A 12,805-nucleotide genomic window follows, 5' to 3' on the forward strand; every position below is an offset into this window, starting at 1 on the left:
CGAAGGCCACGTAGGCGGTCACCAGGAGCATGATCACGCCGAGCACCACCACGATCCGGTCCAGGGCGATGCCCGCGCGCCTGCTGGCGAACACGCCCACCGCGATCAGCGCCGTGAGGAGGCCGCCCCACGTGGGGTCGAGGCCCAGCAGCCCGTCAGGCCGAGCCCGCCCCCGGCGGTGTTGCCGATGTTGAAGACGAGCCCGCCGGTGGCCACGAGCGCGGCGATGAGCCAGCCGAGGCCCGGCAGCACGCGGTTGCCGAGCTCGTGCGCCTTGAGCCCGGAGACGCCGATGATCCGCCACACGTTCAGCTGCACCGCGATGTCGACGACGATGGACACGACGATGGCGAACGCGAAGGCAGCACCCAGCTGGACGGTGAAGTTCGCGGTCTGGGTGATGAACCCGGGGCCGATGGCGCTGGTGGCCATCAGGAAGAGGGCGCCCAGCAGGGCGGAGCGGTTCATGGCCCGCATCGCCGCGGGGGTGCTGACGGATCCGCGGCCCTCCGGGGCGGGCGGGACGGGGGCGGTGCTGGACATGCGGCCTCCTCGGGACGGGTGCGACCTGCGCCGGGGCAGATCGCCGGCCACCCAGGACGTGGCCGCGGTCACTGTCCTGCCAGTGTAATGATTGTTGAACAATCTGGACAGGTTTTCGGCGTTGTTTCCGCCTGGACGGCCGGCCGCGGGGGCAGTGCGGGGGCGGAACCGTCTCAGCCGGCGGCGGCCAGCCCTCCGGGCGCGAGATCGGGACCGGTGAGGGCGTCGGAGGGGTGCAGGAGGCAGCGCAGCTCCCCGACGTCCGTCGCGGACGCCTCGGCGAGGAGGGCGAGCGGGACACCGCGCCGGGCCGCGCGGCGGAGCTCGGCGCGCAGGGCCTCCACCGCCCGGTCCAGCGCCCAGTGCGCCGACTCCAGGGCACCGTCGAGAGGTGCGACGTCGAGGCCGATCCCCACCTCCTCACCGGAGGCCGCGGCCTCGAGGACCTGGTCGAGCGCCCACTCCGCGGTCTCGACCTCCCCCGCGGCAGTGAAGACCCGTTGGAGGAGCCCGGCGGGGTGGAGGCCGACGTCGCCGCCCGCGCTGTCGGCGCAGGCCTCGTCCGGGCGCTCCGGGGACCCCGGGAGCAGCGGGACGTGGACGAGGTCGACCGACCGGGTCGTCGACGGGAAGGACAGTGCGTTGCTCATGATCGAACCTTCCTCAGGTCATGCTTCCGTGGCCCCGGGACCGCGCTCGGCGCAGCTCGGCGGGGCCCTTTCCCATCGAACCAGCCACCCCGGCGCAGTTCCAGAGGGGCGTCGGTGAACAGTGTCCAAACCCCGTGTGACCTGGGACAACACCGATGCGCAAAGTGGACAGGGGATTCTCCGGCCCCTAGGGTCGAGGAGGCCCGAGGGGATCCGGGCCGCCACCGCGCCAGGCCCCCACCCTGGTGCGCCCCGTCCGCACCGGCCCCGCCCCCGGGGCCCGCCGGACACCCTGCCGGCCGGCCGCGTCGCCGCGAGCCGTCCCGTCCGCGCGCCCCTCGACGCGCATGCCCCCCGCGCACGGCCGCGCCGGTCCCCGCCGGCAGCGGTCACGACCCCCCTGCGCTCCCCGCCCCCCGGAGACCCCCATGAGCCGAACGTCCGAAGCCCCCACCACCGGCACGACCCGCGCGTCCGACGCGGCGCCCGCCCGCAGACCCCGCCTCATCGCCGTGGACGCCGCCCGCGGCCTGGCGCTGATCGGCATGATCGCGGTCCACATCCTGCCCGTCCACGACCCCGAGACGTTCGAACCCACCCTGCAGTGGAGCCTGTTCGCCGGGCGCGCCGCGGCGCTGTTCGCCCTGCTGGCCGGGCTGAGCCTGGCGTTCTCCTCGGGCGGGCGCACCCCGCACCGGGGTCGCGCGCTGACGGCGACCCGCGCCGGATTGGTGGTGCGGGCCCTGCTCATCGCCTCCCTCGGCCTGGCGATCAACCAGGTCATGCCGTCCCCGGCGCCCGCGCTGGGCATCCTCGTCTACTACGGCGCGTTCTTCCTGCTGGCGGTCCCGCTGCTCGGTCTGCGGCGCCGTACGCTGGCCGCCGCCGCTGCGCTCTTCGCGGTCCTGGGCCCCGTGCTCGTGCACGTCCTCGGGCCCGCCCTGCCCCGTCCGGAGGCCCTGAACCCCACGCTCGGCAGCGTGCTCGCGGACCCGGGCGCCACCCTCGCCCAGGTGCTGCTGACCGGCACCTACCCCGCCGTGCCCTACCTGACGTACCTCTGCGCCGGCCTGCTCCTCGGCCGGACGGACCTGCACGAGGTCGTGGTGCGGGTCCGGATCGCCGTGCTCGGCGTGGTCCTGGCGCTCGGCGCCTGGTTCGTCTACTGGGTGCTGGTCCTGCAGGCCGGCGGCTACGGCCGGCTGATCCGCCACACCCCGTGGCTGAGCGAGGACCAGATCGACGAGATCCTCGTCTGGGGCCCCAGTCCCGCCCTGCCCACCTCCACCTGGTGGTGGCTGCTCACCCCGGGACCGCACAGCAACACCCCGGTGACGCTGCTCATGGACCTGGGCACCGGTCTGGCCGTGCTGGGCCTCTTCCTGCTCGTCGCGCGCCCGAACCGGTTGTGGACCACGCTGGGCGCCATGGGCGGCCGCACCCTGACCCTGTACTCGGCCCACCTGCTGGCCCTGGCCACGACGCTCCACTACGAGGACCGCGCGCTCTGGTTCGCCGTGCACGTGGCCGTGGCCGCCGGTTCCGCCGTGCTGTGGCAGGCGGCGCTCGGCCAGGGGCCGCTCGAGCGGGCGATCGCGGCCGCGGTCCGCAGCACCCGCCGCCTGGTGCTGGGCACACCCTCCCGGGCGGCGGAGTCCCCGCGGGGCCGGTGAGCATTCCGCACCGGCGGGCGAGCACGACGGCGCGCCCGTCCGGTGTGGCCCCTGCCATAGCGCGCCTTGGCAGGTTATGCTCCTGGCATGTCACGATTCAGTCCCCTGGAGTGGCCGGTCCTCCGGCAGATCCGTTCGGGCGACCTGCTCGGTCGCGGTCCGGCGGTGACCTCGGAGCGCACCCGGTCCACGACCCCGCGCACGAGCACCGCGGACCGGGTCGTGCAGAGCGTGTGCCCGTACTGCGCGGTCGGCTGCGGCCAGCGGGTCTACGTCAAGGACGAGAAGGTCGTCCAGATCGAGGGTGACCCGGACTCACCGATCTCCCGCGGCCGCCTGTGCCCCAAGGGCTCGGCCAGCGAGCAGCTCGTCAACGCGCCGGGCCGGCAGACCGAGGTGCTCTACCGCGCGCCCCGGGCCACCGAGTGGCAGCGCCTGGACCTCGACACGGCCGTCGAGATGGTGGCCGACCGGGTCCTCGAGGCGCGCCGCAACGGCTGGCAGGACACGGACGAGCAGGGCCGTCCGCTGCGCCGCACGATGGGCTTCGCGGCCCTGGGCGGCGCCACGCTGGACAACGAAGAGAACTACCTGATCAAGAAGCTCTTCACCGCGGCCGGAGCGATCCAGATCGAGAACCAGGCCCGTATTTGACACTCCGCGACGGTTCCCGGTCTGGGAGCCTCGTTCGGTCGCGGTGGCGCGACGCAGTCCCTGCAGGACATGGCCAACGCCGACTGCATCGTCATCCAGGGCTCCAACATGGCCGAGTGCCACCCCGTGGGCTACCAGTGGGTGACGGAGGCCAAGGCCCGCGGCGCCCGGATCATCCACGTCGACCCGCGCTTCACCCGCACCTCGGCCGTCGCCGACAAGCACGTCCCGATCCGGGCCGGCTCGGACATCGTGCTGCTCGGCGCGCTCATCAACCACGTGCTCACCCACGACCTGTGGTTCGAGGAGTACGTCCGCGCCTACACCAACGCGGCCACGATCGTGAACGAGGACTACCGCGACGCGGAGGACCTCGACGGGCTGTTCTCCGGGTTCGATCCTGAGAGCGGCCAGTACGACATGTCGTCGTGGGCCTACGACGAGAACGAGGACGGTTCCGGGGACGGCGACGGCAAGGTCGAAGGGCCCCGGGGCGACCCCGAGCACGCGGGCGCGGACGCCTCCGTGGCCGAGGCCGCCGGCCAGCAGTTCGGCAGCGGTGGCGCCCCGATGGAGCACGCCCGCATGCAGCGCGACGACACCCTGCAGGACCCCCGGACGGTGTTCCAGATCCTCAAGCGCCACTTCGTGCGCTACACCCCGGAGATGGTGCAGGAGGTGTGCGGCATCGACCCCGAGGACTTCGCGTACCTGGCCCGCTCCATCACCGAGAACTCCGGGCGCGAACGGACCACCTGCTTCGCCTACGCCGTGGGCTGGACCCAGCACAGCCTAGGGGCGCAGTTCATCCGCACCGCCTCCATCCTGCAGCTGCTGCTGGGCAACATGGGGCGTCCCGGCGGAGGGATCATGGCCCTGCGCGGGCACGCCAGCATCCAGGGCTCGACCGACATCCCGACGCTGTTCAACCTGCTGCCCGGCTACCTGCCGATGCCGGTGGCCGGCACCCACGACACGTTCGTGGACTACCTGGCCGCGATCGCGTCGAAGAAGCAGAAGGGCTACTGGGCCGAGGCCGACGCCTACACGACGAGCCTGCTCAAGGCCTGGTGGGGGGACGCCGCCACCCAGGAGAACGACTGGGCCTACGACTACCTGCCGCGCCTCACCGGGGCCCATGGCACCTTCCAGACGCTGACCAGGATGCTCGAGGACGAGGTGGAGGGGTACTTCCTGCTCGGCCAGAACCCCGCGGTGGGGTCCTCCAACGGCCGGATGCAGCGGATGGCCATGTCCCACCTCAAGTGGCTGGTGGTGCGCGACCTCAACCTCATCGAGTCGGCGACCTGGTGGAAGGACGGCCCGGAGATCGCCTCGGGCGAGCTGCGCACCGAGGACATCGAGACCGAGGTGTTCTTCCTGCCCGCGGCCACGCACGTCGAGAAGTCCGGCACCTTCACCCAGACCCAGCGGCTGCTGCAGTGGCGCCACCAGGCCGTGGCGCCGCCGGGCGAGTGCCAGAGCGAGCTCCAGTTCTTCTTCGAGCTGGGCCGGCGGATCCGGGAGCGGCTGGCCGGGTCCGACGACGAGCGCGACCGTCCGCTGCTGGACCTCACGTGGGACTACCCCGTCGACGAGCACGGCGAGCCGGACCCCGAGGCGGTGCTCGCCGAGATCAACGGCCGCCACCTCACCGGCCCGGACGCCGGGAGGCCGCTGTCCTCGTACACGGAGATGCGCGCGGACGGTTCGACCTCCGGCGGCTGCTGGATCTACACCGGGGTCTACGCCGGGGGCGTCAACCGCGCCGCCCTGCGCAGGCCCGGCCAGGAGCAGGACTCCGCCGCGCTGGAGTGGGGCTGGGCGTGGCCGGCCAACCGCCGGCTGCTATACAACCGCGCCTCGGCCGACCCCGAGGGCAGGCCCTGGAGCGAGCGCAAGAAGCTCGTGTGGTGGGACGAGGAGCAGGACCAGTGGGTCGGGGACGACGTGCCCGACTTCCCGCTCCACCTCGCCCCGGGCACCCGTCCCGACCCCGACGCCGGGGGCGCGGCCGCACTGGCCGGCGACGACCCGTTCATCATGCAGGCCGACGGCAAGGGCTGGCTGTACGCGCCCAAGGGTGTGGTGGACGGGCCGCTGCCCACCCACTACGAGCCGCAGGAGTCGCCGGTCGAGAACGCCCTGTACGCCCAGCAGCGCAACCCCTCCCGGGTGCTGTTCGCCCGTCCGGACAACCTCACCGCCCCGAGCGCCGGGGAGCCGGGGGCGGACGTGTACCCGTACGTGTTCACCACCTACCGGCTCACCGAGCACCACACCGCCGGCGGCATGAGCCGCTGGCAGCCGTACCTCTCGGAGCTGCAGCCGGAGATGTTCTGCGAGGTCTCCCCCGAGCTCGCCGCCGAGTGCGGGCTGGAGCCGTACGGCTGGGCCACGATCGTCTCGCCCCGGGCGGCGATCGAGGCGCGGGTGCTCGTCACCGAGCGGATGACCCCGCTCGTGGTGGGCGGGCACACCGTGCACCAGATCGGGCTCCCGTACCACTGGGGCGTGGGCGACGACGCCGTGGTCAGCGGCGACTCCGCCAACGACCTGCTGGGCCTGACGCTCGAGCCCAACGTGCAGATCCAGGACTCCAAGGTCGGCTCCTGCCACATCCGCCCGGGCCGCCGTCCGCGGGGCCCCGAGCTGCTGGACCTGGTCGCGGAGTACCAGCAGCGCGCGGGCGCCACCGTGGAGACGGGCAACACCCGGATCGACGACACCGCCCCGGACCCCGGCCGGAGCACGGACCCGGCCACCGACCCGACGACCGACCCGACGAGGGAGCACTGATGGGCCAGCTGGCCGGACCGACCGATCCCACGGCCGACGCGCACTGGGAGCACCAGCACGCGCGGAAGGGCTTCTTCACGGACACCTCGATCTGCATCGGCTGCAAGGCCTGCGAGGTGGCCTGCAAGGAGTGGAACCAGAACCCGCAGGACGGGGACCTCCAGCTGCTCGAGTCCTCCTACGACAACACCGGCTCCCTGGGCGCCAGCACCTGGCGGCACGTGGCGTTCATCGAGCAGGACGGTGAGCGCATCGAGGAGGCCCGTGAGTCCGGACGCAAGCTCGTGAGCCTGGGCATGCCCCGCGTCGGCCCGCCCGAGGCGCGCCCGCAGCCGGCCTCGGAGGACACCACCCCGCCGGACACCCCGGAGTTCCGCTGGCTGATGTCCTCCGACGTCTGCAAGCACTGCACGCACGCCGGATGCCTCGACGTGTGCCCCACCGGGGCGCTGTTCCGCACCGAGCACGGCACCGTGGTGGTGCAGGACGACGTGTGCAACGGGTGCGGCACCTGCGTGGCCGGCTGCCCGTTCGGCGTGATCGAGCGGCGCACCGACGGCACGGCCGCACCGCGGACGGAGCGGGACGGGCAGCCGGGCAAGCCCGAGGTCAAGAACGTGGGCGTCGCCCAGAAGTGCACCCTGTGCTACGACCGCATGGTGGACGACCAGACGCCCGCGTGCGCCCAGACGTGCCCGACGACGTCCATCAAGTACGGCGAGCACGACGACATGGTCGACCAGGCCCGGCACCGGGTCGCCGAGCTGCACGCCCAGGGACGCACCGAGGCCCGGCTCTACGGCGCCAACGAGCTGGACGGCGTGGGCGGCACCGGATCGGTGTTCCTGCTGCTCGACGAGCCCGAGGTCTACGGGCTCCCCCCGGACCCGCGCGTGCCGACGGCGGACCTGCCCCGGATGTACCAGCGGGCCGGTCTGGCCGCGGCGGGCATGCTCGCCGCCGCCGCCCTGGCCTTCGCGGGAGGCCGCTCGTGAGCCTGTCCGAGTTCGACAGCTACCGTCCGCCCGAGCCGCCGCGCCGACGGCGGCGGGACGGGCCGCGCCGCCGGGGCGCCGGGCAGGGCGGCGGTGGCGACGGCTCCCGCGAGATGCCGATGGTCCCGGAGCCCGAGTTCGGCTCCTACTACGGCCGCCCGGTGGTCAAGCCGGCGCCCTGGGGCCACGAGGTCGCCGCGTACCTGTTCCTCGGCGGCGTGGCCGGCGGCTCGGCGCTGCTCGCGCTCGGCGGTCAGCTCACCGGCCGGGCCGAGCTGCGCCGCAACGCCCGGCTGGGCTCGATGACCGCGCTCGGTCTCGGCGGCGCGGCCCTGGTCGCCGACCTCGGCCGCCCGGAGCGCTTCCTGCACATGCTACGCACGTTCAAGCCGACCTCGCCGATGAGCATGGGCACGTGGATCCTCAGCGCGTTTGGGGCCGGCATGGGAACAGCGGTCGCGTCCGAGGTCGACCGGATGACCGGCTCCCGCCTGCCGCTGGGCCCGCTGCGCCCGGTGCTGCGCGCCGTCGAGGGACCGGCCGGCGTCGAGGCCGCGGTCTTCGCCGGCCCGCTCGCCGCCTACACCGCGGCCCTGCTCGCCGACACGGCGACGCCCACGTGGAACGCCGCCCGCGAGGACCTGGCCTTCGTCTTCGTGAGCTCGGCCAGCCTCGCCTCGGGCGGTCTGGCGATGGTCACCACGTCGGTCGGCGAGGCCGGCCCCGCCCGTCGGCTCGCCGTGCTCGGGGTGGCGGGGGAGCTGATCGCCACGAAGCTGATGGAGCGCCGGATGGACCCGGTGGCGGCCGAGCCGCTGCACCACGGCCAGGCCGGGACCATGCTGGCGTGGAGCGAGCGGCTGGCGGTCGCCGGCGGCCTCGGCACCCTGCTGGGCGGACGGCACCGGGCCGTCGCCGCGGTCTCGGGACTGGCGCTGCTGGCCTCCTCGGCGCTGACCCGGTTCGGTGTCATGGAAGCCGGCCTCCACTCGGCCGTGGACCCGCGCTACACGATCGAGCCGCAGAAGGCGCGGCTGGCCGCGCGTCGCGCCGCCGGGGTCACCGACGACTCGATCACCACCGTCGGCTGAGCGCCCGGCGGCGTCCCGGGACGGGTCTCAGCGCACGGTGATGCCGGACCCGGCCACGGTGTGACCGATCACGGGGTACCCCGGCACCTCGCCGACCACCAGCAGGCCGCCGGAGGTCTGCGCGTCGGCCAGCAGCAGCAGGTCGTCCTCGGCAACACCGGTCGCGGCCTGCAGGTGCGGACGCACCCAGTCGAGGTTGCGGCGGGTCCCGCCGGAGACGTAGCCGTCCCGCAGCGCCTGCGCCGCGCCCTCGACGAGGGGCACGGCACGGCGGTCGAGCACCGCGCCGACCCCGGAGGCACGGCACATCTTGTGCAGGTGCCCGAGCAGGCCGAAGCCCGTGACGTCCGTGGCCGCCCGCGCCCCGGCCGCCAGCGCGGCCTCGGCCGCGTCCCGGTTGAGCCGGGTCATCGTGGCGACCGCCTCGGGGAACACCTCGCCGGTCGTCTTGTGCCGGTTGTTGAGCAGGCCCACGCCGATCGGCTTGGTCAGGGTCAGCGGCAGCCCCGGCGCGGCGGCGTCGTTGCGCAGCAGCCGGTCCGGGTCGGCCACGCCGGTCACGGCCATGCCGTACTTCGGCTCGGGGTCGTCGATGGAGTGCCCCCCGATCACCGGGCACCCGGCCTCGGACGCGACCGCCAGACCGCCGCGGAGCACCTCGGTCAGCAGCTCCATCGGGAGCTCGTCCCGGGGCCACCCGACCAGGTTGATCGCCATGACCGGGCGCCCGCCCATGGCGTAGACGTCCGACAGCGCGTTCGCGGCGGCGATCCGGCCCCAGTCGTAGGCGTCGTCGACGACCGGGGTGAAGAAGTCGGCGGTGGACAGCACCGCGAGGTCCTCGCGCACCAGGACGGCCGCGGCGTCGTCGCCGTCGTCGAGGCCGACCAGCACGCCGGCCCCCGACTGGCCGGTGAGGCCCCGCACCGCGTCCTCGAGCTCGCCGGGAGGGATCTTGCACGCGCAGCCGCCGCCGTGGGCGAAACCGGTCAGCCGGACCGGCGCGGTCGCGGACAGGGGCGGCTTCTGCGTCCGGGTGTGTTCCATGGCGACAGCCTACTGGTGACTGCGGTGCTAGGTTGGGGGGCGGAGGCGTCCGGGTCCTGGTGGGCCCCCCGGTCTTCAAAACCGGTGAGGCCGAGCACCTCGGCCTGGCGGGTTCGATTCCCGTCCGCCTCCGCCAACTTCCCTCCGCCAACTTCTGCCACGCGCCCGGCGCGCCGAGGAGGAACCGTGGCCCTGGACGACCCGCGCCGGCTCATCCCGCGCACCGACCAGCTCATGGCCCTGCCGCCCGTCCGGCAGGCCCGCGACCGGTTGAGCGAGGACCTCGTCCGCGCGCTGGTGCGCGAGACCCAGGACCGGGCGCGGCGCGGTGAGATCGCCCCGGACGAGGTCGAGCCGGCGGTGCTCGCCGCGCTCGGGGCCCGCTCCGCCTCGAGCCTGACGCCGGTGCTCAACGCCACCGGCGTGGTGGTGCACACCAACCTCGGCCGCGCCCCGCTGTCCGCGGCCGCCCTCGACGCCCTGGTCACGGCCGGCGGGTACGTCGACGTGGAGCTCGACCTGGGCACCGGCACCCGCTCCCGCCGCGGCGCCGCGGCCCGGGCGGCCCTGCTCGCCGCCTGCCCGCCCGCCGAGGACGCGCTCGTGGTCAACAACGGGGCGGCCGCCCTCGTGCTGGCCACCACGGCCTTGGCCGCCGGCCGCGAGGTGGTGATCAGCCGCGGCGAGCTCGTCGAGATCGGGGCCGGCTTCCGGCTCCCCGAGCTCATCGAGTCGACCGGCGCCCGGCTGCGCGAGGTGGGCACGACCAACCGGACCCACCTGCGCGACTACGCCGAGGCGATCGGCCCGGAGACCGGGTGCCTGCTCAAGGTGCACCCGAGCAACTTCCGGCTGGAGGGGTTCACCGCGGGCGTCGAGGTCGGCGAGCTGCGGCCGCTCGCCCGGGCCCACGGCGTGCCCCTGGTGGCCGACCTCGGCAGCGGGCTGCTGACCCCCGACCCGCGCCTGCCGTCCGAGCCCGATGCCGCCACCGCCCTCGAGGGAGGCGCCGACATCGTCATCGCCAGCGGCGACAAGCTGCTCGGCGGCCCGCAGGCCGGGCTGGTGCTCGGCGCCTCGGACGTCGTCGCCCGGATGGCCGCCCACCCCCTCGCGCGGGCGGTCCGCGCCGACAAGCTCGCGCTCGCCGCGCTGGAGGCCACGCTCGCCGGGGGGCCCGCCCCGGTCGTGCGCGCGCTGCACGCGGACCCGGACCGGCTCCGGGACCGGGCCGAACGGCTCGGCGCGGCCGTCGGCGCCCCGGTGGTCGCCCACGACGGCCGGGTCGGCGGCGGCGGCGCGCCCGGCGTGCCCCTGCCGGGCTGGGCGGTGCGGCTGCCCGAGGCCGCGGCCCCGCTGCTGCGCACCGGCCGCCCCGCCGTGCTTCCCCGGGTCCACGACCGTGCGTGCCTGCTCGACCTGCGCTGCGTCCCCGAGGCCGACGACGAGCGCCTGCGCGCGGCGGTGCAGACGGCCCTGGCCGCCCTCGCCGGGGCCGTCGACAGCACCGGAGGGGCGCGGTGAGCGCGTACGTCGTCGCCACGGCCGGGCACGTCGACCACGGCAAGAGCACCCTGGTGCGGGCCCTCACCGGCATGGAGCCCGACCGGTGGGAGGAGGAGCGCCGCCGCGGGCTGACCATCGACCTGGGCTACGCCTGGACCACGCTGCCGTCCGGGCGCGACGTCGCGTTCGTGGACGTCCCGGGCCACGAGCGCTTCCTCGGCAACATGCTCGCCGGCCTCGGCCCCGCCCCCGTCGTCTGCTTCGTCGTCGCGGTCGACGAGGGGTGGCAGGCGCAGTCGGGCGACCACCGCGACGCCGTCGCGGCCCTGGGCATCGAGCACGGCGTGGTGGTGCTGACCCGCGCCGACCGGGCGCCCGGGCGCACCGCCGAGGTGCTCGCCCAGGTCCGCGCGGAGCTGGCCGGCACCGGCCTGCGCGACGCGCCCGTGGTCACCGTCTCGGCCCTCGAGGGCACGGGCCTCGCCGAGCTGCGCGCCACCCTCGACGACGTCCTGGCGCGGACGCCCGCGCCCACCGGGGGGCGGCTGCGGCTGTGGGTGGACCGTTCCTTCACGATCACCGGCTCCGGCACGGTGGTGACCGGCACCCTGACCGCGGGCACGCTCCGGCAGGGCGACCGGCTGCAGCTGCTCGGCCACGGCGAGGCCGTTCCGGTCGTGGTCCGCGGCATGCACAGCCGCAACGTGCCGCACACCGCGCTGGAGCCGTGCACCCGCGTGGCGCTCAACCTGCGCGGGGTGTCCGCCGCCGACGTGCACCGCGGCGACGCCCTGGTCACCCCCGGCACGTGGCCGCTCACCGACGTCCTGGACATCCGCCGCAGCACCGGCCCGACCTTCCCGGACACGGCCGAGCACCTCGTGGTCCACGCGGGCACCGCGGCGGTGCCCGCCCGGCTGAGCCCCTTCGACGACGAGCACGCCCGGCTGGTCCTCGACCGGCCCCTGCCCCTGGTCCTCGGGGACCGCCTGGTGCTCCGTGACCCCGGTAGCCGCTCGGTGCTCGGCGGAGCCCGGGTGCTCGACGCCGAACCGCCCGCTCTCGGACGGCGCGGCGACCGGGCGCGCCGGGCCGCCCGGCTCGCCGGCATGGACGTGCGCGGGGACGTCCGCGTGGAGGTGGCCCGCCGCGGCGCGGTGCAGGCCCAGCACCTGCACCGCCTCGGGCTGCTGCCCGCCGCGGGCGCCGTCGCCCCGGACGACGTGCGCGTGCTCGGCGAGTGGTGGGTGCACGCCCCCGTGCTGGAGTCCTGGACGCAGCGGCTGCGCACCGCGGTGGACGAGCTGCACGCCCGCGACCCCCTGGCCGCCGGGCTCTCGCGGGGCGCCGCCCGTGACCTGCTCGCGCTGCCGGACGCCGCGCTGGTCGAGCCCGTGGTCCGCGGCGCCGGCCTGGCGCAGGACGGCGGGCACATCCGCTCCCCGCAGCACCGCGGCGGCCTCGGCGCCCACGAGACCGCGGTCCGCGAGCTGGAACGGCGGCTCGGGGCCGAGCCCTTCCGGAGCCCGGAGGCCGACGACCTGACGGCGCTGCGGCTCGGCGCCCGTGAGCTCGCCGCGGCCGAGCGCACCGGCCGGCTGCTCCGGCTGGGGGACGGTGTCGTGCTGCTCCCCACCGCCCCCGCCCTGGCCATGCGCGAGCTCGCCCGGCTGCCGCAGCCCTTCACCACGAGCCAGGCGCGCCAGGCGCTCGGCACCTCCCGGCGCGTCGCGATCCCGCTGCTCGAGCACCTCGACGCCCGCGGCTGGACCCGGCGGCTGGACGCCGGCCACCGCACGGTGGTGCGATGAGCCCACGGGCCCGTCCGGCCGGGGAGGTCCTGCCGG

General features: G+C 75.1%; 8 protein-coding genes, 1 tRNA gene and 1 pseudogene. 7 read left to right on the plus strand and 3 right to left on the minus strand.

Annotated features, from left to right (window positions below):
* Both ABD220_RS14185 and ABD220_RS14190 read right to left on the minus strand, forming a co-directional pair.
* Positions 1-543, minus strand: a pseudogene (locus tag ABD220_RS14185) (hypothetical protein); the annotation flags it as partial.
* Positions 544-716: 173 nt separating this feature from the next.
* Positions 717-1,193 (minus strand): hypothetical protein, encoded by a 477-nt coding sequence (locus ABD220_RS14190; protein WP_344123614.1) that lies wholly within the window; start codon positions 1,191-1,193, stop codon positions 717-719.
* Positions 1,194-1,621: 428 nt separating this feature from the next.
* Here ABD220_RS14190 and ABD220_RS14195 point away from each other — a divergent pair, with 428 nt between their 5' ends.
* The 4 genes from ABD220_RS14195 (at position 1,622) to nrfD (ending at position 8,405) form a co-directional block, all read left to right on the plus strand.
* Positions 1,622-2,866 carry a heparan-alpha-glucosaminide N-acetyltransferase domain-containing protein gene (locus ABD220_RS14195; protein WP_344123616.1) on the plus strand — a complete coding sequence of 415 codons (1,245 nt, stop codon included), beginning with the start codon at positions 1,622-1,624 and terminating at the stop codon, positions 2,864-2,866.
* 87 nt (positions 2,867-2,953) lie between these two features.
* On the plus strand, positions 2,954-6,319 hold the full coding sequence (gene fdh / locus ABD220_RS14200; RefSeq protein ID WP_344123618.1) for a formate dehydrogenase: 3,366 nt from the start codon (positions 2,954-2,956) through the stop codon (positions 6,317-6,319).
* On the plus strand, positions 6,319-7,314 hold the full coding sequence (locus ABD220_RS14205; RefSeq protein ID WP_344123620.1) for a 4Fe-4S dicluster domain-containing protein: 996 nt from the start codon (positions 6,319-6,321) through the stop codon (positions 7,312-7,314). The genes fdh and ABD220_RS14205 overlap by 1 nt, the downstream gene beginning before the upstream one ends.
* Entirely contained in the window at positions 7,311-8,405 is a 1,095-nt protein-coding gene (gene nrfD, locus ABD220_RS14210; RefSeq protein ID WP_344123622.1) for an NrfD/PsrC family molybdoenzyme membrane anchor subunit, read from the plus strand. The genes ABD220_RS14205 and nrfD overlap by 4 nt, the downstream gene beginning before the upstream one ends.
* A 27-nt stretch (positions 8,406-8,432) precedes the next feature.
* Here nrfD and selD read toward each other — a convergent pair whose 3' ends face one another.
* Positions 8,433-9,422: a selenide, water dikinase SelD gene (gene selD / locus ABD220_RS14215; protein ID WP_425552567.1), complete on the minus strand. Its 990-nt coding sequence runs from the start codon at positions 9,420-9,422 to the stop codon at positions 8,433-8,435.
* Between the two features lie 71 nt (positions 9,423-9,493).
* On the opposite strand from selD, the gene ABD220_RS14220 reads away from it, so the two are divergent.
* The 3 genes from ABD220_RS14220 to selB all read left to right on the plus strand — a co-directional run bounded on the left by ABD220_RS14220 (position 9,494) and on the right by selB (position 12,769).
* Positions 9,494-9,588, plus strand: a tRNA-Sec gene (locus ABD220_RS14220).
* 50 nt (positions 9,589-9,638) lie between these two features.
* Positions 9,639-10,976, plus strand: a complete 1,338-nt coding sequence (gene selA / locus ABD220_RS14225) for an L-seryl-tRNA(Sec) selenium transferase (RefSeq protein WP_344123625.1) — start codon at positions 9,639-9,641, stop codon at positions 10,974-10,976.
* The gene (gene selB / locus ABD220_RS14230) at positions 10,973-12,769 is read left to right on the plus strand and encodes a selenocysteine-specific translation elongation factor (protein ID WP_344123627.1); all 1,797 of its coding nucleotides are present in this window, start codon (positions 10,973-10,975) and stop codon (positions 12,767-12,769) included. The genes selA and selB overlap by 4 nt, the downstream gene beginning before the upstream one ends.
* The last annotated feature ends 36 nt before the right edge of the window (positions 12,770-12,805 follow it).

Origin of the sequence: Kocuria aegyptia, assembly GCF_039530085.1 — a bacterium.
GTDB classification, from domain to species: domain Bacteria; phylum Actinomycetota; class Actinomycetes; order Actinomycetales; family Micrococcaceae; genus Kocuria; species Kocuria aegyptia.

Bases quoted from the DNA above. Each gene is read 5' to 3' on its own strand.
- ABD220_RS14190 (WP_344123614.1), bottom strand. From the start codon at position 1,193: ATGAGCAACGCACTGTCCTTCCCGTCGACGACCCGGTCGGTCGACCTC.
- ABD220_RS14195 (WP_344123616.1), top strand. From the start codon at position 1,622: ATGAGCCGAACGTCCGAAGCCCCCACCACCGGCACGACCCGCGCGTCC.
- ABD220_RS14205 (WP_344123620.1), top strand. From the start codon at position 6,319: ATGGGCCAGCTGGCCGGACCGACCGATCCCACGGCCGACGCGCACTGG.